The 19,679-nt window shown below is 49.1% G+C and carries 15 protein-coding genes; 7 read left to right on the plus strand and 8 right to left on the minus strand.

Annotation, left to right across the window (positions count from 1 at the left end):
• Position 1 precedes the first annotated feature (1 nt).
• Both ACAN56_RS06160 and ACAN56_RS06165 read right to left on the minus strand, forming a co-directional pair.
• A complete protein-coding gene (locus tag ACAN56_RS06160; protein WP_379141236.1) occupies positions 2 to 607 on the minus strand; it encodes a DUF1349 domain-containing protein in 606 nt (201 codons plus the stop codon).
• A 148-nt stretch (positions 608 to 755) separates the two neighbouring features.
• On the minus strand, positions 756 to 2,744 hold the full coding sequence (locus ACAN56_RS06165) for a Na+/H+ antiporter (RefSeq protein WP_379141238.1): 1,989 nt from the start codon (positions 2,742 to 2,744) through the stop codon (positions 756 to 758).
• A 510-nt stretch (positions 2,745 to 3,254) separates the two neighbouring features.
• On the opposite strand from ACAN56_RS06165, the gene ACAN56_RS06170 reads away from it, so the two are divergent.
• The 5 genes from ACAN56_RS06170 (at position 3,255) to ACAN56_RS06190 (ending at position 9,751) form a co-directional block, all read left to right on the plus strand.
• Entirely contained in the window at positions 3,255 to 3,920 is a 666-nt protein-coding gene (locus ACAN56_RS06170; RefSeq protein ID WP_379141240.1) for a hypothetical protein, read from the plus strand.
• Positions 3,921 to 3,924: 4 nt separating this feature from the next.
• The gene (locus tag ACAN56_RS06175) at positions 3,925 to 5,631 is read left to right on the plus strand and encodes a GMC family oxidoreductase N-terminal domain-containing protein (RefSeq protein WP_379141426.1); all 1,707 of its coding nucleotides are present in this window, start codon (positions 3,925 to 3,927) and stop codon (positions 5,629 to 5,631) included.
• Between the two features lie 275 nt (positions 5,632 to 5,906).
• Positions 5,907 to 7,415, plus strand: a complete 1,509-nt coding sequence (locus ACAN56_RS06180; protein WP_379141242.1) for a spore germination protein — start codon at positions 5,907 to 5,909, stop codon at positions 7,413 to 7,415.
• A 17-nt stretch (positions 7,416 to 7,432) separates the two neighbouring features.
• Positions 7,433 to 8,602: a Ger(x)C family spore germination protein gene (locus ACAN56_RS06185; protein ID WP_379141244.1), complete on the plus strand. Its 1,170-nt coding sequence runs from the start codon at positions 7,433 to 7,435 to the stop codon at positions 8,600 to 8,602.
• A gap of 30 nt (positions 8,603 to 8,632) precedes the next feature.
• Positions 8,633 to 9,751, plus strand: coding sequence for a GerAB/ArcD/ProY family transporter (locus tag ACAN56_RS06190; RefSeq protein WP_379141247.1), 1,119 nt, complete (start codon positions 8,633 to 8,635; stop codon positions 9,749 to 9,751).
• An 82-nt stretch (positions 9,752 to 9,833) separates the two neighbouring features.
• Here ACAN56_RS06190 and ACAN56_RS06195 read toward each other — a convergent pair whose 3' ends face one another.
• The 6 genes from ACAN56_RS06195 to ACAN56_RS06220 form a co-directional block, all read right to left on the minus strand.
• Positions 9,834 to 10,487, minus strand: coding sequence for a response regulator (locus tag ACAN56_RS06195; RefSeq protein ID WP_379141249.1), 654 nt, complete (start codon positions 10,485 to 10,487; stop codon positions 9,834 to 9,836).
• A complete protein-coding gene (locus tag ACAN56_RS06200; RefSeq protein ID WP_379141251.1) occupies positions 10,484 to 11,680 on the minus strand; it encodes a sensor histidine kinase in 1,197 nt (398 codons plus the stop codon). The genes ACAN56_RS06195 and ACAN56_RS06200 overlap by 4 nt, the downstream gene beginning before the upstream one ends.
• 295 nt (positions 11,681 to 11,975) lie before the next feature.
• Positions 11,976 to 12,737: an SDR family oxidoreductase gene (locus tag ACAN56_RS06205; RefSeq protein ID WP_379141253.1), complete on the minus strand. Its 762-nt coding sequence runs from the start codon at positions 12,735 to 12,737 to the stop codon at positions 11,976 to 11,978.
• A 1-nt stretch (position 12,738) separates the two neighbouring features.
• Entirely contained in the window at positions 12,739 to 13,449 is a 711-nt protein-coding gene (locus tag ACAN56_RS06210) for a glycosyltransferase family 2 protein (RefSeq protein ID WP_379141255.1), read from the minus strand.
• A 174-nt stretch (positions 13,450 to 13,623) separates the two neighbouring features.
• A complete protein-coding gene (locus ACAN56_RS06215) occupies positions 13,624 to 15,843 on the minus strand; it encodes an MMPL family transporter (RefSeq protein WP_379141257.1) in 2,220 nt (739 codons plus the stop codon).
• A gap of 416 nt (positions 15,844 to 16,259) precedes the next feature.
• The gene (locus ACAN56_RS06220) at positions 16,260 to 16,538 is read right to left on the minus strand and encodes a hypothetical protein (RefSeq protein WP_379141259.1); all 279 of its coding nucleotides are present in this window, start codon (positions 16,536 to 16,538) and stop codon (positions 16,260 to 16,262) included.
• 20 nt (positions 16,539 to 16,558) lie between these two features.
• Between ACAN56_RS06220 and ACAN56_RS06225 the strand changes: the two genes are divergently transcribed.
• Positions 16,559 to 17,176 carry a TetR/AcrR family transcriptional regulator gene (locus ACAN56_RS06225; protein ID WP_379141262.1) on the plus strand — a complete coding sequence of 206 codons (618 nt, stop codon included), beginning with the start codon at positions 16,559 to 16,561 and terminating at the stop codon, positions 17,174 to 17,176.
• Positions 17,177 to 17,204: 28 nt separating this feature from the next.
• On the plus strand, positions 17,205 to 19,661 hold the full coding sequence (locus tag ACAN56_RS06230) for an MMPL family transporter (RefSeq protein ID WP_379141265.1): 2,457 nt from the start codon (positions 17,205 to 17,207) through the stop codon (positions 19,659 to 19,661).
• The last annotated feature ends 18 nt before the right edge of the window (positions 19,662 to 19,679 follow it).

The raw sequence follows: 19,679 nt of genomic DNA on the forward strand, positions 1-19,679 counted from the left end.
TTTATTCGCCAAACCGAATATTTTTTACCGTTCTATTAATTAATGAAAAATTTTGAAAAATCCGTTCCCCGCCTTGGCCTATCGGTGCCTGCGCTACAAGACCAACCTTAAGGGTCTGATCCACCGGTAAAGTGAAGAACCGCATCATGTCGAACTTGATCCCATCCAGCGAATAGTGGAAAGAGAATGCATTATCTACTCTAGCAACCTGCAGCCATACAATATTTCCGTTAATATTGCAGCCGTTGGCGTCGTCTGAAGTATGATTGGTTACAACGCTAACTACAGCATGGGTATCAAAGTCTGTCTTTTCAAAACAGGCTTTGGCCCATACTTGGAAATCCTGCATCACCATAATCGTCGCCGAATCATAAGTATCCTTGAAATCATGCGAAACCTGAACCCGCATCACAAAATCTCCGGTTACCTCTTTGTAGTAAAAGGGGGCATTTAAGAGGCTTTCCGGGGTAATTCCTGTTTCCGAAATGGCACCATTATTACAGAAGAAATCCGTTTCAGCCGGTGCTTCAATAATCAGTTTGTCGTCTACATAGCTCGCCTTGCTTTGGTTGATCCACTCAAAATCATCAAAGATTGATTGTTCCATTCGAAATTCTCCTTTGATTGTTTTTCATACCATTGTAAGCAGTATCTTTTGGGGGGACGCTGGTGCTCTAAGAAAGCATAAGTTATCCTATTTCAACGGTCAAGCACCCTTTTGGATATGAGCGCCTTCTGCGGCAAGACCGCCCTCCTTAACTCGTCTCTTCTCGCAGATCATGCTCCATGAAGAGGATATCGCGTTTCATTTCTTTCATGCCCTGTCTGGAGAGACGCCCTGTCTCGAACATGGATTGGATGTGATCTCTCTCCAGCTGAATTCCGACCCGGGCCAGCTCCTGCATCGACATGTCGAACTCTTTTCGGGTGCCGCTGTCCGACTCGCTTCTTGTCAGGCGCAACAGCATCCGTTCATATTGTAGAACTATCGAGTTGACTGTCTCCATATCCGGCGTTCCTTCTGTAAGCAGAGTCTTTAGCTGCTTAATAACATAAGCAATATTTTGAATTCTGAGGCTGTTCAATTCGGCGCGTCTCTCGCGGATGCTTAACCGGGCTTGCTGCAGCACCCCGACCACCTCGTCCCAATGCTTAACGGGGAACAGCTCTCTTTTATACTGGGGATTCCGTGTGTGCATAAACAGCAACCGGTTAATTCTGTTCAGATAACGGTACGCTGTATATGGATTCACTTCTTTTTTCTCCAGCGCAAGCAGCGTGTTCTCTCTTTCCCATTGCAGGACAGCCAGGCCCAAGGACTGCTGTACCTTATCCTTCTTCTCATCTTTCCTGAGCGTTCGGATTCTGGAGGTATACGTATTGATGATCTGGGCAGTAGCCAGCCGGTTCTGGTCCGTGGTCAGGTCGTTTAATCCGCTAACAACATTCCTCAGAATCTCAATTTTCGCCTGAATCTCCTCCTCTTCCTGCTCTGTTTGCGTTTCTTTCACCAATAAAAGCGGCAGCAGATAGTTGGAGGCCAGCAGGGTCCACAATATAACTCCAGCCGCCAGGAAAATGATCAGATCCCTGGCCGGAAATGCTGTGCCATCATCTAGAAAAAACGGCAGCGACAACGTACTCGCCAGTGTGATCGTTCCCCGGACTCCTGACAGACTAAGGATAAGCGCCTTCTTGAACCTCAGCTGCCATGGGCCGCGCGGTTCGGTCCCTTTGGGAATATCCATCAGAAGCGCCCAGATAAGGCGCAGCCCGAGTACAGCCGCAGTCAATACTAACGTGTACATAATCACTTTAAAATTCCCTATTTCCGGGCTGTTCCAAATCGTCTGAATAATCTCCGGCAGTTGGGTGCCAAGCAGCAGGAAGACCAGACCGTTCAATACAAAAATAATGACCGACCAGGTGCTTTTGGAGACAATGCTAAGCTTGGCTACTTCGGGATTCATTTTCTTGTAACCGAAAGAATGGGCAATACCTGCGGCGACGACGGCAAGGATGCCGTTAACCCCCAGTTCCTCGGCCGCCATAAAGATCAAAAAGGGAGTCAGGATCTCAATCAGCATGTGAAGTGTGACATTCTCCATTCCCAGTCTCCGCAGCCATTTCACCACTCCATATTTCACTAGCGTGAGCAGAAGGCCCAGCACCACACCGCCTAGTGAAATGGAAATGAAGCTTAGCCCGGCGGATTTGAAGGAGAACACCCCAGTGACCATAGCGGCCACGGCAAACTGAAAGGAGACCAGACCCGATGCGTCATTTATTAAAGATTCTCCCTCAAGGATTTGCATCGTCCGGTGGGGGATTTTGACTTTCTGCTCCAGTGCACCCACGGCCACGGCATCGGTAGGCGCTAATGCAGCCGCCAGTGCAAAGGATGCCGCCAGCGGGATGACCGGAAGCAGCCAATTAAGGAAATATCCCATGACTCCTACCGTTACAAAGACCAGACCCAGCGCCAGCAAAAGAATGGGCTTCTTCAGCTTCCAAAGGGCTTTTTTGTCGGCATGCCTGCCGTCATTGAACAGCAGCGGGGCAATGAACAGCAACAAGAACAGCTCCGGATTTAGTTTCAGTTCATAGTGCACGGGCAGCCAAGTAATCACCATCCCCAGCACGATTTGAATAATAGGCACGGAGACCGAAGGGATAAACCGGTTTACTAAATTGGATAAAGAGACTGCCGCCAGCATCAGCAAAATATATTCAAACAATTCCAAAAGATCTTACCTCCATATGCGAGAATTCATTTTAATGTAAGATAAATGTTTAAACTGAATGTAAATCATCTTGGCACTTATATAAGTTGAACTTTAGACTTACCAAACCGGCATAGAACGCAACTGCGGTGAATGTTTGGACTTCCGGCCGCTGTTGTCTACAGATTTCTTGATTTATACCGCTCTTAGCGGTTGAAATCCGTAGACTGCTTATGCTTTCGAAGCGAGCTTTCCTACGGAAAGCTTTCAGGCGGTCGCTATCGCTCCTACAGTTCCAAAATTCCCCTCCGCTGCTTTTGCCTCTAGGTAGTTCTTTAGTTCAACTTGTATTGGTATTTTTATCGGGCATCACCGGTAACTTCGTTAATACAGCCTGCTCCATTTATTCAACTCTTTAAGATTTCAGATTCTTGCTGCTGAACAGCGTCTAAAGTGAATTCTGAGGAATAGATATCTATATACGGGAAACTGATGAGCAGTAAAATCCGTTATAGCAAAGGGGGATTTGTCATGCATCCGGCTGCAACCTACGCCGCAACCGTCTCTCCCCATACCTGTACCACATTTCGTGCGCTTGTTGAAGCAATAATCCCAAATACTGCGACAGGCTCCGTATACGGGGACGTGCAAACTGCAGGTGCTGTTAATTTATGTGTTCACGAGTATATGATCTGGGAGCTGGACCACTCTCTTTCGCTTGTGCAAGGTTTTTATTTGACAGTTGTACCGCTATCCGCTCCTGTCGCCGGGTTGCTCAATTGCGGTGCCGTTCAATTCGTCGCCTCCGGACAGATGCAGGATGTTATTGATTATTCCGTTTGGGCGGGAAGTCCATTCGCCTCCCTTCGCCCTGCAGACCGGATTCGGGTGCTAGCCATGCTGGAGCATGCGGACCTCGATCTTGGAACTGTACCGCCCCCCTTCCGGAATGATGCAGGTCTTATACGGTATATCATAGATTTCCTCAACAGACAGACCATGTTTGGGAACTACTCGGAATGGCCGGCATATGGAAAGACCCGGCTCAGTGTTCCGACGAAGCGGAGACTGGAAGGGTTTCCGGTGGGTTGGATACAAGCGGAATACCCGGGAATTGTCCCTGGGTATCGAGCCCTGCTTGGTACTGTGTTGACCATTGAGCGACAAGGAGGGGGATCATCCATTGTGTGCAGCTGAGACCATGTTCGATGCTGATGTAATTGTTATCGGGTCCGGCGGCGGAGGTGCCGTTGCGGCTAAAGAGCTTGGAGAAGCCGGGCTGAAAGTGCTGGTACTGGAAGCAGGGGCATGGTACGGCAACAAGCAATGGGTGAATCCGAACAGTGAACACGGCGGAGAATGGAGCGCTGATTATAAGGATTTGGATATCGGGATTTACAAGAAGGTCTTCAATGCGTATGAGAACAATATGAATGATGTAGTATCCGGTGTATTCCGCTTTGGGCCTGCTGACCGGCGCCGTACCCCATGGCACCGTATTATGCGGCAGAAGGGCGATATTTGGCAGGCTTCCGGAGTCGGCGGAACGACGCAGCATTACTGGGGACAGTCGCCGCGGGCTTTTCCCCTGGCCGTTGACCAGGTGTGGCCACTCAGCTACCGGGAGCTGATTCCTTATTACGAGAAAGCCGAAGCCACGCTGCCCGTTCAATTTTCGCCTACAACACCTAAAGAAGAGCTTTTTTATTATGGTGCAAAGAAAGCCGGATGGCAGCTGAATCCTACGCTGAACGTAACCACTCCGGGATACCGGCCGAATCCCAATGCCATTTTGCCGCCCAACGAGCATCTGATGGATACCGGGTATTCACTTGATCAATTATCCAATATGGAAGGCTGTACACTGAGAGGGAATTGCGTCAATGGATGCGCGTCAGGCCCTTCTGTTGACAGAATAGCCAAACGAAGTACGCTGGTCAGTTATGTCCCGCTCGCTCTGAAAACCGGCAATGTTGCGATCCGGCCCAATTCCTTCGTCATTAAAATTCTTACGTCGCACGACCCCAAAGAAGGAATCCGCGCGAGCGGTGTTCAGTTCCGGGATACGTGGACGGGAGAAATCGGCGAACTGACAGCCAGAATAGTCATTATGGCAGCCGGCTGCATCGAATCACCGCGTCTGTGGCTGAATTCGGATCTCCCCCGTAACGAATGGGTGGGAAGAGGCTTGACCAATCATTGCTTTGATTGGGTTGGCGGCGTGTTTGATGAGAAGGATCTTATGAGTATTATGGGTCTGCCGGCAGTCTATCCGTATGTGGGTCATACTTCGGGAGCCAGGGTCGACATTCCCGGAACAGGGATCTTCCAGGTTTCATGCCTAAGTCCCGGAATAATGTCCTTCCTGACTTATGGCTTCAGTGAAGCGGGATTTGACGCACTGAACCCGCCGGAGCCTGGTGCGCCATGGAATATTCGCGGCAGGGTCGTCGGTCCTCGGCTGAAGGAATTGATGATGAACTATAGCCGGACGATGACCATGCTGCTGCTGACGGATGATGAAACGCTCTACCGCAACAGGGTTGAGGTTGACCCTCTGCTGAAAGACGAACATGGCCCGGTCCCGATCATTTATTACACCCCCAGCGTGAAGACACTCAAGAGGCGCGATCAACTGGCAAGATACGCTTCGGAAACCTTGCGGCAGGCCGGTGCCAAACAGATTATCCGTTCAGATACCCCTTTCGGATTTATGCTCCATCTGGAAAGTACGATGCGGATGGGCTATGTCACCGATACGAACTGTGAAGCGCTGCAAGTGAAACGCTTATTCATTGCAGATAACAGTGTGCACTTCAACGGGATCGGCGGGCCTAATCCGACACTTACGACCCAGGCGCTGGCCACACGGACAGCGGAGAAGATCGTAACAAAATATTTTAGCTAATCCCCCATTGCGGTGGAATAATACAGCAATGCTCCCGATAAGGCAATAATCAACAAGAAGGCCATAGCCTTTCCAAGAACCTTCATTCTCCTTCACACCCTTTCCGCAACCATCCTGTTGTTCTGGATGAAGTATGTACAGCGGCAGTGAAAATATACCCAAGTAGAACCGGCTATCTCACAAGGTCTGAACTAACCTTGCGGATAGCCTTTTTCTTATGTAATTGGATAATCCGGTAATAGATGGAGAATGTTATCTGAAAAGGGGGCAGGCTGATGAAACTGAAAAAAAAGGCAACAAATCCTTTTTCACAAAAACTGAAGGCGCTTGAGCCTGAAATTGACTTAAACATCTCTGAGCGGCTGGACGACAATGAAACGGCCATTACTCAAGTATTTGCGAATTGCTCCGACCTTGTCGTGCGGAGGCTCCTTATGTTCGGATCCATGCCCGCCATGGTGGTTTATCTTGATGTTCTAATCGACAAGCAGCTTTGGGACGACGGCTTCCTGGAGCCTTTGATGCAACAGGAGACACCTCCAATCGACAGTTCCTCTCAGCTCAAGGAGCAGCTTGAATTTAGATTTTCTTCCATTGTGCAGCCCGCGGTTGTCTTGACTATGAATGAAACCGCTGGACGTATTGTCAGCGGGGAGACGATCCTGTTCGTTGAATCCTCCCCTCAGGCATTTGCCTTTGCACTCAAAGATAAACTGAACCGGCCGCTGGATGAACCCTCAACGGAAGCGGTTATCCGCGGACCAAGGTACGGATTCATCGAGAAAATGGATATTAATCTTGCCCTTATTCGTCATCGGCTCCGCACCCCCCGGCTGAAGACGGAAAAGCTTAGTGCCGGTAGTCTCTCCCGTACTGATATTACCATTGTCTACATTGAGGATATTGCCAAGAAGAGTGTGGTAGAGGAAGTGAAAAGGCGTATAGCGGGAATTGACATGGACAGCGTGCTCGAATCCGGCTATATCGAGGAATTGATCTGCGACCATCCTTATTCGCCCTTCCCTGTCATCCAGGCGACCCAGCGTCCTGATATGGCTTCAGGTTCTTTGATTGAAGGCAAGGTTGCCGTTCTCACCGACGGCTCACCAATGGTCCTTATCCTGCCCGTTACCTTCTGGTTCGGGTTTCAGTCCGCAGAGGACTATTATATGAAATTCATGTATGCCACGATGCTGCGCTGGCTGAGATATTTGTTCGCCTTTTTTGCCATGACCCTACCTTCCATATTTATTGCAGTTACTACGTTCCACCAAGAGATGATTCCGACAAGTTTAACTTTAAGTCTTGCAGCTGCCCGTGAGGTTGTTCCTTTCCCGGCAATCGTGGAGGCGCTGATCATGGAAATCACGTTCGAGGCCTTGCGCGAGGCAGGAATTCGCCTTCCCCGTCCTGTAGGCCAGACAATCAGCATTGTAGGTGCGCTTGTTATAGGACAGGCTGCAGTTCAGGCAGGCATCATTTCGGCCACGATCATTATTGTCGTATCCATAACAGGAATCTCTTCTTTTCTGATACCTAATCCGGGAATGAGCCAGGCGATCAGCATTATCCGCTTTCCACTCATGCTGCTCGCTGCAGCATTCGGCCTTTATGGACTGGGTATCGGCTTACTGGCTGTGCTGGTGCACCTGGTAAATTTGCGTTCCTTCGGTGTGCCTTATATGACTCCCCTTGCACCTGTAAATTTCAACGGACTGGGTGATACATTGTTGAGGGCCCCGTGGCAAATCATGAGGAAACGCCATAAACATACAAGGCGTTAATTGGAGTGGGATAGAACATGAACAAAGTGGCAATTGCATTTAGATGTGTGGTTATCCTGATCATTCTCAGTATGACGACCGGCTGCTGGGACCGCAAAGAAATGGATGATCTCGCATTGATTATGGGCAGTGGGATCGACCTTACAGATAACGGACTGATTGAGTTATCTTATCAAATTGCGCTGCCAACGGGAATACCGAGTGCTGTGAAATCAGGGGGACCACAGAAAAAGGTAGTAGTCATCTCGGCTAAGGGAAATGATATTCAAGAAGCCGTTGGCCGAATACAAGAGCAAATGTCCAGATACAGTTATTTTGGGCACCGGGAGATATTCTTAATTGGCGAGAACTGCGCACGGCATGGCCTCAACCAAATTGAGGATCTGTTTACACGATTCCCCGAGACCCGTTACAACAGCTACGTATTAACAACTTATGGAGCAACAGCCAAAGAAATTTTAAGCTCACCCTATCAAATGGAGCTTATTCCGGCACTCGCAATCAGCAAAATACAAAGCAGCAGGCTCAGCTTCTCCGTGAAGTTCGATAAATTTCTGGAGGACTTATCATCGCCTGGAACATCGCCGGTAACTGCAGCAATCCGGGTCGTCCATAAAGGTACCGATAAAGAATCAATTGCAATCGACAGGGCTGCAGTCTACCTTGGCAATAAATTGAGCGGATTTATTCCCCCCGATGAACTTCAGCTGCTGCGCTGGTGGATAGGAGACCCCTATCGCCTGGGATTTACCATTCAAGCTGAGCCAGAAGACAAGGATTACAAAGGAACCATCAGTGTCAAGTCTTCGAAGAGCAGAGTAAAGATTAAGACGTTGATAAAAAATGAGCACCCCGAGGCCAAAGTTACCTTCCGCACTTTAGTCCGGGTGGTCTCTAACAATTCGAGGCTTGATTTGAACAGTGCCCGGGATAGAAAAATTGTAGAAAAACAATTCTCCGAGCAATTGCACACCAGGATCGAGCGCATGCTGACACATGTTCAAAAAGAGATGAAGTCGGATATCTTTGGTATTAGTGAGGAAATCCATATCGAACATCCTTATTACTGGAAAAAAATACGGGACTCCTGGAATGACATCTTCCCCGGAATGCCAGTGACCATAGAGGTTGACATCCAAATTGAACAAATAGGAAAAACGCAAGGCCGTGCTTATTTGAGAAAATAGCAAATCCAAAAAATGAAGAGGATGCTCACAATGAATCTGAAAATCTCAGGCATGCAGGTATTCTGGCTCATCTTCAGTATGAACCTCGGCATGACACTGGTCATGACGATTACACCAAGCCTGCAGGCTGACAAGCAGGATGCATGGATTTCGATTGTCTTGGCAGGCTGCATCGCATTGCTTATTGCCGTACTGGTAACACAAGTCGCCCGGCTGTTCCCTGGTAAAAGTCTGATTGAATACAGTGAATTGATTCTCGGAACATGGATAGGCAAACTGGTAATTATGATCTATCTTGTTCAGTGGTATACGATTCTCCCGATTGTACTTCGTCAGTTTACCGACCTTGTTAATATAATGCTGCTTCCGGAAACGCCTAAAGAATCAATTATTCTGCTGATGGTCCTGTTAATTACTTATGCGACCTATGCGGGAGGGATCGAAGGGATTGCCCGCTGCAGCGAATTCCTGGGACCGATCATTATGATCATGGTCCTGCTTGTTCTGCTCGCCAATGGTAACAATATTCACTGGAAGCATATCCTTCCTGTCTATGCGGATAGCGGAATAAAGGAGATTATGCGCGGTTCACTGGCCCCTGCTTCTTATCTTGGCCATTCTGTCGAGTACCTTATGTTTGCTTCATTTCTGCGGCAGCCCCGTAAGGAGGGGCGTTATGCGGTCTGGGCGGTATTGGTTGCGAACTTCATGGTACTTATCACCACCATAATGATCATTGTCATCCTTGGTGTCAATGTTAGTCCTAACATGTGGTATCCGTTTTTCGCGATGACTCAAAAAATATCGTTGTTTGGTTTCGTAGATAACTTCGACGCAGTTCCAGTCGTGATCTGGATTTCAAGTGTATTCATTAAGCTGGCCGTCTATCTCTTCTTAGTAAGCTATGGAACTGCCCAATTTCTGAAGGTACGCAACTGGAAGCTGATGATTTGGTTCATCGCTCCGGTAATGTTCGCCTTTGCGCTGATTCCGCAAAATGTAACGGAGGCCACAACGAATTATATGCAGCGCTACTGGGTGCCTGTTGCATTGCCTGTGAACATGCTGGGCCTGCCAATGCTTTTATTACTTGTTGGATTATGGAGGAAGGCGAAGAGGAAGGAGACTCCCTCTCTGGAGAGTAATTGATTCTGCCTTCAGATATTTTGATCGACGAAGTGTTGAAACAAAAAACATACGAAAGATTTCTTTCGCATGCTTGCCCCCGATCTTACATTTCCAAAATCCCCCGCTCCAGCGCAACGGCAACCGCCTGCGAACGTGAATCCACTCCAAGCTTATTGTAAATGGTCGTTAAATGCGCTTTTACGGTACGCTCGGAGATTCCCATATCAAAGGCAATTACTTTGCTTTTGAACCCCTTGGCGACAGACTGCAGGATGAATATTTCTTTGTCAGTCAAGCGATTGGCTTCATTTTTCGGAGGGATTGGATCTTTCTGCTGCGTCTTGACTGCAATTACCCGTTCCATAATATCTGCAGAGAGCAAGGTTTCTCCACGTACTGCCGACTCAATGTTTCTGAACAGATTCTCACGGCTGGTATCTTTCAACAAATACCCTTTCGCCCCCATGGCTAGGCCACTGATCATTAAATCGTCCTCGTTATAGGTTGTGAGAATTATTACCGGAATTGTGCATCCTTGGTTCCTTAACTCCTTCATCGTATCCAGGCCGCCCATGACTGGCATATTCAAATCCATCAGAATCACGTCTGGTTGCAGCTCCTTAATCAATTGCAGTGCCACTGATCCGTTCTCGGCTTCACCAACCATTTGAAACTGCTCACTTGTCTCCAGAATCAGCTTTAATCCTTCCCGGACAACAAAGTGATCATCTACTATCAGAATTTTGTATACATTCATGTAAGTTCTCCTTCAATGAAAGGTGTTTCCAGCTTAATGCAGGTTCCTTCTGAGTTACTGTCCACGTTAATCTCTCCTCCAATTAGCCTTACCCGCTCTTTAATTCCCAGCAACCCATAGTGTCCGACATCCTTGCCAATTTCGTCCGTTTTGAATCCAATGCCATTATCCCTAATCTCAATACTAAGCCTCTCGTTTTGCGTGGAAACCACAACCCATACTTTATCAGCCTTTGCATGGCGGGCAATATTGGTCAGACATTCTTTAATGATATGCAGGCTGTGTTCCATCAGCAATCTGGACAACCGCTTGTTCAAATGATATTCCGTGGATACAAGGATCCCGGTGGCATCATTAAAATGTTCAATTTCATCGCCAATGGCCTCCTTGAAATCAACCTCTGGTGCTGATTTCAAGCGCAGATTGTCAATCGCTCTCCGGGCTTCGGCCAATGTCCGGCGGGCATGCTGCATCGACTGCCTGATAATTTCCTGCGCCCGTTCCGCATGATTCTGTGACATATGAGCATCTGCAGCTTCAAGCTGCATAATGAGTCCGGCAACCCCTTGTGCCAGTGTATCATGCAAATCCCGGGCCATACGCTGGCGTTCATTCGCAAGGGTTAACTCCTCCACCTTCTCATGGGCTTCTCTCAGATCCTCCAGAAAGCTCTGAATTCTGAGCCGCTCTTGAACCTGCTTGAAGAACAAAATTGCATACGCAAGCACAATAATCAGCATCAGAATAAATATAGGAAGAAATAAGATAAGCTCACCGGTATCACCAACAGTCAAAGCAGAATCAAAAAACACCACAATACTGATAAGTGAAACGAATACTGCTCTCTTCACCCGGAAGGAAAAACTGAGGCTCTGAGCTATCAGTATAGGCAGCAGTCCCATTAAAACCGCCTGATAACCATCTCGCATTAAAATCGCACACAAATAAATTAAAGCGGCTTGAACTGTGAAATACAGCCAAAATTTATTGTGAGTGACTCTATAGGAATTCCAGTGTAACAATACATGAACTGTAAACAAAGCTGTAAATACAGCACCTTCTAAAATCAAAGGCTCCTTAAGAAATTGCAGTATTATCGTTCCTGCATAGACGATGGATACCCAAATCAAAGTCGGCAGCCTAGAAGCGAATAATTCACTAATATTCTGCAGTCCGTTTTTTTTATTGTTCAATGGTCCTCCCCCTGATCGTCTCTACTGATCCGTAAGTTATATTTTAACCTAACTGTATTTTGCTGCAATCCTCTAATTAATACATGTAAAAGCATCCCTAACTTTATAATTTTCCACTTCTTTTAATTCTATAATGTTGTAAGAATTTCCACACCGTCCAAAAGGGCAAATGATATCTGCCCTTTTGGGCAGTATGGCTGAACTCCTTATAACACACAAAGAGACATTGTATGGAAATCTCCATCAATGCCTCTTAAGCTTTTGCTTACGAATATTCATTTAGCGTGCCTATGGTTTAGTACGCCGTCCAGCCACCATCTGCAGCAATCACAGTTCCGTTGACAAACTTGGAATCCTCGGAGGCAAGGAAAAGGGCAACGGTCGCAATTTCTATAGGCTCAACCGCCTCACTGCGCTGAGTTCCGGCACCTTCTCTGAATACCTGCATACCGTCCATATCGATTTGTCCCAGAGTATTGGCTATATTGGTGCGGACACCGCCGGGTGCAATGGCATTGCAGCGGATGCCGGATTTGGCATACATATAGCCAACATTCTTGGTCAGACCTACCAGACCATGTTTGGCAGACGTATAGGCGACGCCACCCTTACCCCCGGAAATGCCCGCGGTTGAGGCGATATTGATGATCACACCTGCGCCTTTCTTGAGCATCAGCGGCACTGCTTTGCGGATCGTTCGCATCGGGCCGGTCAAATTGACCGCAAGAACCCGTTCCCACAGCTCATCCTCCAACGTTTCGATCAGCCGGAAGCCGTCCATAATCCCTGCATTATTCACGAGAATGTCCACACTCCCGAAGGTTATCACCGCCTTCTCCAGTATCGCTTGCACTTCCTCTTCCTTCGTCACATTGGCAACGATGCCCACGGCTGTCCCTCCGGCCAGATTAATGCCGTCTACAACCTCAGAAACTGCATCCCCGTTAAGATCGGCCACCACAACCATGGCACCTTCCTTGGCATACAATTCCGCTATCGCCCGGCCTACCCCTGACGCTGCACCCGTAACAACCGCTACTTTATTGTGTAATTTCATCTTAATTTCCTCCTTTAACATGGTACATAATCCCTCTCTTTTTGAGCCAGCCGATGACCATGGCATCCATGAAACCTGTGCACCCCTCCTTCAAAATCCCATATTTAGATACGCCGTGTTTCCTTCTCTGATGGGTTACCGTGACTTCAAGGACAGAGAATCCATTCATCTTTGCGAGTGTCGGCAGAAAACGGTGCATTCCATTGTATAAATGAAAGCTGTCGGCTACCTCCCGCGTGAAGAGTTTCATAGGACAGCCCGTATCATCAATCGCTTCTCCTGTAATCCAATTACGGATTCTATTTCCGAGCCGCGAAGATATTTTCTTAAGCATGGGTTCTTTGCGATCCACCCGTTTTCCATTCACAAAATCGATCCTCTCAATGAAAGGCATCAGTCTGAAGATATCCCGGGGATCTGTCTGGAGGTCTGCATCCATAAGGGCAATTAACTCACCTGTAGAGTTCTTGATTCCGGCCCAGATCGCAGCCGTTTGCCCATAGTTTTTTTCAAAATGAATGACCTTTACGGCCTCATCCATCTGGGCGATTTCATTCAGCAGGACAGCACTTCGATCTCTGCTGCCATCATTTACCAGCACAATTTCATAGCTTTCTATTTTCTCTTTCAATGCATTCGTGATGCTTAAGTAAAGATCGTAAATATTCCCCTCTTCGTTATAGACAGGTGCGACCACTGAAAGGCGGGTCATGGAGCAACACCTCTTTGCCAATGAATTACTGCACCGTACACCAATTCCACGTACCTTGCCCCAATAACGCCTATCCTCACTGCAACCTCCCCCAGTTTCTTAACGATTTATGGATAACAATGCGGCAGTCATTGAATATTGTACTAATCAACGGCTACCGCTCCTTAAGCCAGCTTATTCTAAGGGTTCAGCCAAGAATCTGATATTAGCTTCCTTCACAAATTTCAGCTGTTTCTGTTCTATTTCCTTCATGACTTCCTCACCTTCTACATCCAGATTAGGAAGCAGCCGGTCCAGCCACTTTGGAAAATACCAGGCTGACTTTCCAAGTAAGGTCATAAGACCAGGAACAATCAGCATCCGGACTACAAAGGCATCAAACAGAACACCAAAGGCGAGCGCCAGTCCCATGACCTTGACCATAGGCTCCTCTGCCAGAATGAATCCGGTAAAGACGGCAACCATGATAAGTCCGGCTGCGGTTACGACTCCGCCACTGTGGTGCATACCGGCAAGAACGGACTTCTTGGCATCTCCACTTTTCTTGAACTCCTCACGCATCCGGCTGACCAGAAACACTTCGTAGTCCATCGCCAGGCCGAACAGAACACCAACTACAATGATCGGCAGGAAATTGAACACCGGCGCTTCCGCATAGAATCCAAACAGCTTTTGGAAATGACCATCCTGAACAACATAGGTGACAAATCCCAAGGTCGCACCGAGCGACAGAATGAAGCCGAGCACTGCCTTGATCGGAACCAGAATCGAACGGAACACCAGCATTAGCAGTACAAAGGCCAAGCCAACAATGATCAGGCAAAATTTAGGCAAGGCCTGATTCAACTTCTGAGTGATATCAATATTGACAGCAGTACTGCCGGTTACCCCAATTTTGACATGATCCTGCTGCTCAATTTCCGAAGCCTTATCACGAATCAGATGGACAAGGTCTAAGGTTTCTGAATCATTGGGTCCCGTTGCAGGCATGACGGTAATCAGCGACACTTTTCCGGAGGGTCCAGTCACCGGCGGGTTTACCATAACGACGTTGGGGTAGGTCTTCACCTCTTCAATCACTTTATTAAGATTGGCGGCAGCCGCTTCCCCGCCATCTGTTTCTGCCAATAGTACTAACGGTCCATGATACCCTTCACCGTAGGCTTCACTTAGGAGGTCGTAGGCCCGGCGCTCGGTTTTATCCGGTGATTTATGTCCGTCATTCCCAAGGCCCGTCTCCATGTGGAAGAATGGCAGAGCAATGGTTGCCAGCAGCGCTACACCCAGCACTACAGCCACTAAAGGCTGCCCGGTAACAAATCTTCCCCACAAATTCCCGCGGCCTGCCGGCTTCTGCTTGCTTTCTGAGCCCTTGGAACGCTTGACTGGTGCTTTGATTTTACCTCCCATCAATTCTAGTATTGCCGGCACCACAAATATCGTCATCAATATAGCAGTGAATACACATAGTGCGCCTGCCATGCCCATAGCACTAAGGAACGGTACTCCAACGAAAGAAAAACCAAGAAGAGCGATAATAACTGTTATTCCAGCAAACACCACTGCACTCCCGGCTGTTCCATTCGCAATGGCGATTGCTTCCCGTCTTTCATAGCCTTCAGCAAGCTGCTGGCGGTATCTGGCGATAATGAATAATGCATAATCGATGCCGACAGCCAGTCCAAGCATACCGGCCAGCGATAAAGCAAACGACGGAATGTCCAATATACTCGTTCCGATGATAATCAGCATAATGCCAAAGCCAAGGCCTAAAGCCGCCGTTAAGATCGGTAAAGCGCCGGTAAGGATAGAACCAAGAGCAACCGCAAGAATTACCAAGGCCACCAATACCCCGAGTGCTTCGGCCGGACTGCTGGTTGCCATCTTTACGTAGCCGTCGCCGATCAATTCGGCCTGCCAGCCGGCATCCCGCAGGCCTTCTGCAATCTCGGTAACTGAATCCTTCGATGCCTCTGTAACTTCATCACCTGGCACTTTATACGTAATTGTGGCATAACCAATGCTGCTGTCCGCATTCAATGAATGGTTATCATATGGACTTACAACCGAAGCTACCTCCTGATCCGCTGCCACTTCCTTGAGCTTCTCTGCAATTAGCTGCTGCGCTGCTTCAGAGGATAACGTTTCATTGCCGGGAGCCTTCAGCACCAATTGGGTTTTCCCGAGGTCACCCTGCGGGTTTGGAAATTCCTTCTCCATAACCTCCAATGTTTTTTGCGAGGCAAGTCCGGGAATGGAAGTTTCCTCACCAAAATGGATGCCCATCGACAGTGCCACAATAGCTGCTGCCACCAAAAGTGTGATGCTTCCCAACAGGACTTTTATCCGGTTCTTCGCCGACCAAAACCCCAGCCGGTATAATAATTTTGCCATTTCAGTATCGTCTCCTCTGTGCTATATAAATTGAACTTAAGATCTTTACATGGAGTAAGGACGTCATTGCGTAAAATGTTTGGACTTCCGGCCGCTGTTGTCGTAAGAATTTCTTTCAATTGTACCGCTGTTCGCGGTTGAAATCCGGAGACAAAGGCGGTCGCTACCGCTCCTACAGTTCCAAAATTTTCCTCCATTCCTTTTCCCCTATGTTATTCTTTAGTTCAATCTATATAGATGTTTTTCTCTATGTCTTTATCTTACAGACCGGGAGACCTTCTGCCATCGTCCAAAGGGGCACACAGGATCTGCCCTTTTGGGCAGCCCTTTAGACAACAAAAAGCATGCGAAAGTTATCTTTCGCATGCCCATAATTACATATATTGTTGTTCCACACAGCCGCATAATTGACCGTATTAATGGTCTGCATCATCCGGCAACTGCAGCAAATAGCTGTTGGACAACTCCAGTAGGCGCAGTGCTGCCCTAAACTGCTCTTCGGTTGAGCCATTTATGCTAATCATGTTGTCACTTAACCCGTAATTGCTGCCGTCAGCATAATCATTGCCTGTTACATAAATGCTCTGGTCATTCACGAGAGAACCCGGCAGCGAAAATTGCCCATTGTGCAATTTTGCTCTTTGGGCAATAATATAGAAATAGCAAATAGAGAGCAGAGCATCCTCTGTGCTCAAGAAAGGAGGTCGCTTGGAACTTGAACCCCAAGCCGACACTGCGCGATAAAAAGAAGGAAGCCACAGCTTATGCCTTATCCCAATCCGCCTTCGAGCTTGCGCTTGAGCTGGGTATGGACGGCTTCATTGTCGATGATGTTGTCCAGAAGGCCGGTTACTCCCGGCGGACCTTTGCCAATTACTTCTCGTGCAAAGAGGAGGCGGTAGCAGAGTATTTTATGGGCAACATTTCAAAAGAGGACAAGAACATACTGTTAACAGGCCTGCCTCCGGATGCAACACCGCTGGATGCCTTGTACAACTTGCTCAAGCTGCAGTTTACTTCCGAGTTTCTGTATCAATTACGCCAGTTCGTATCACTTGCGAATCGGTATCCGTCGCTGGAGCCTTATATCCTCAGCGTATTCCGCCGTTTGCAGATCGCTGCACAGCAGACGCTCGAGCAGTTCTCTCATGGACGTTACGCTGACGGATATACCCATCTTCTTGCCGGTGCTGTCTACGGAGCGTTCGTGCCGATTCTGGACGGACGGCTCAACGTAATGCTGCCGGGAGAAGCACAGGATGAACACTCCGGTGCTATGTCGTTTGATCAATATTTGAATTCCATGTTTGCTTATTTACGCAACGGCTTCTAAACCAGAGATAAAAAGGAGAAACCATTTCATGTCAACATTTCTGTACCGATTGGGAAAATCGGCTTATTCCAAACCATGGTATTTCCTTACAGCCTGGATTCTTATTCTCGGTGTTGTAGGCGCCCTGCTAGGCGTCAATGGCATCCAGTCCAGCTCCGAAATGAAAATTGAAGGCACGGAATCGCAAAAAGTGCTGGATATGCTGGCTGAAGAGCTTCCTGCTGCTGCCGGCGGCCAAGCGAGTGTTGCCTTCACCGCACCTGACGGAGAACGGCTGGACACGCCGGAACGGACAGCGATGATTCTGAAGGCTATCAATGATGTCTACAGCATGGACTATATCATCAACCCGGCCGAGCTGGCCGCCCAAGCCGCCGCTGCTGCGGGACAAGCTACAGCTGTAGATCCATCAGCAGCTACGGGTCAGACTGACGCTGCGGGACAAGCCGCTGCCGCTGGTCAATCTGCCACTGCAGACCCGTCGGCCGCTGCGGGTCAGACTGACGCTGCGGGTCAAGCCGCTGCCGGTGGTCAATCTGCCACTGCAGATCCTTCGGCCGCAACGGGTCAAGCGGCGGCTGCAGCTCAGGCAGCTCCTTACGGGCCGCTGTTGGCTGACGGTGTTCCGGTTCCCGGCGTCATGTTATCCGCCGACGGCAGCATCGCCTTGTTCCAGTTTCAATTCACTGTTCAGCAGACGTCGCTGCCATCTTCCGTACCGGATAACATCATCAGCACCGTGACCGAAGTCGAGCAGGCAGGCTCTGGCATCACAGCCATTCCGAGCGATTCCCTGAAGAGTATTCCATCCATCGGATCGACGGAAGCGGTAGGAGTTGTCGTCGCAGCGATTGTGCTGTTTACTACGCTTGGCTCGGTCGTTGCCGCAGGGTTGCCGCTGATCACCGCACTCCTTGGCGTCGGGATCAGCGTCGGCGGAGCGTTTGCCCTCTCAAGTATCATCCAGATGAACGATATCACGCCGATTCTGGCCGTTATGATCGGTCTGGCTGTCGGCATCGACTACTCGCTGTTCATCGTCAACCGGCAGCGACGGTTGATTCTCGATGAGAAATTAAGCGCCGGCGAAGCAGCAAGCCGGGCATTAGGTACCGCCGGCAGCGCCGTATTTTTCGCCGGACTGACCGTTATCATCGCCCTATGCGGCATGCTGGTCATCGGCATTGGCTTCCTGTCGACCATGGCTCTGGTGGCCGCTGTCAGCGTTCTGATCAACGTCCTGCTGGCGCTGACCCTGCTGCCTGCGCTGCTGGGTCTGGTCGGTGAACGGATCTGCACCGCTAAGGCCCGCTCCAAGAACGTTGCTTCCGTTAACAAAGCCCGCCACGGGTTCTCACACCGCTGGGCGAACGCTACCGTGAAATACCGCTGGATCATCATTATTCTGGTCGTTCTGGGTCTTGGAACAGCGGCGATCCCGGTAACAAAAATGGAGCTGGGTATTCCGTCCGGTGCTTCGGCGAACCTGGACACCCCGGCACGCCAGAGCTATGACATTATCTCCAAGGGCTTCGGCGAAGGCTTCAACGGACCGCTGCTGCTGGTGGCCCAGCCGAACAACCCGTCCGGCAAGATTTCTATGCAGACCCTGGGCAAGCTGGTTCAGGAGCTGCAAATGCATGATAACGTCACGCTGGTGTCCCCAATGGGTGTCAATGCGACCGGAGATATCGCCATTATCAGTCTAATTCCAAAAACCGGCCCGACAGATACAGTGACAAGAGATCTGGTGCAGGATCTGCGCGATCCCGCTTCCGGCCTCGCATCCGGGAATGATGTTAAGCTTGGCGTGACCGGCTTCACCGCCATTAATATTGATATGTCCTCCAAGCTTTCCGATGCTTTCCCAATATATATTGGCATCATCGTAATTCTGTCGCTAATCATCCTGCTGCTCGTTTTCAGATCAGTCATCGTTCCGATCAAAGCGACAGTTGGCTTTATTCTCAGCGTCCTCGCCACCTTCGGCCTTACCACAGCCGTGTACCAGTGGGGATGGCTGCACTCCCTGTTCGGTTTTGACACGGGAGGTCCGCTGCTCAGCTTCATGCCGATTCTGGTCACCGGCATTCTGTACGGGCTGGCGATGGACTATCAGGTGTTCCTGGTCAGCTCCATGCGCGAGGCATACGTCCACGGACGCCGTGGCAACGACAGCGTCGTTCACGGCTATGATCTCGCCAGCCGCGTAGTGCTTGCAGCGGGCATAATCATGGTTTCCGTCTTCGCCGGCTTTATCTTCGCACCTGACGCGATGATTAAGCAGATCGGCTTCGCGCTGGCCTTCGGTATCCTGATCGATGCCTTCATCATCCGTATGACGCTCGTTCCGGCCGTAATGGCAGTCTTTGGAGACAAAGCCTGGTGGCTTCCAAAATGGCTGGACCGTCTGCTTCCGAACCTCGATGTCGAGGGCGATAAGCTAATCGCCAAGCTCCATGCCGAGGGTGGAGTGAAGAAATAAGAAGAGGAAGGCTGTTAG

Source organism: Paenibacillus paludis (genome assembly GCF_042610515.1).
Taxonomy (GTDB): Bacteria; Bacillota; Bacilli; order Paenibacillales; family Paenibacillaceae; genus Paenibacillus_AQ.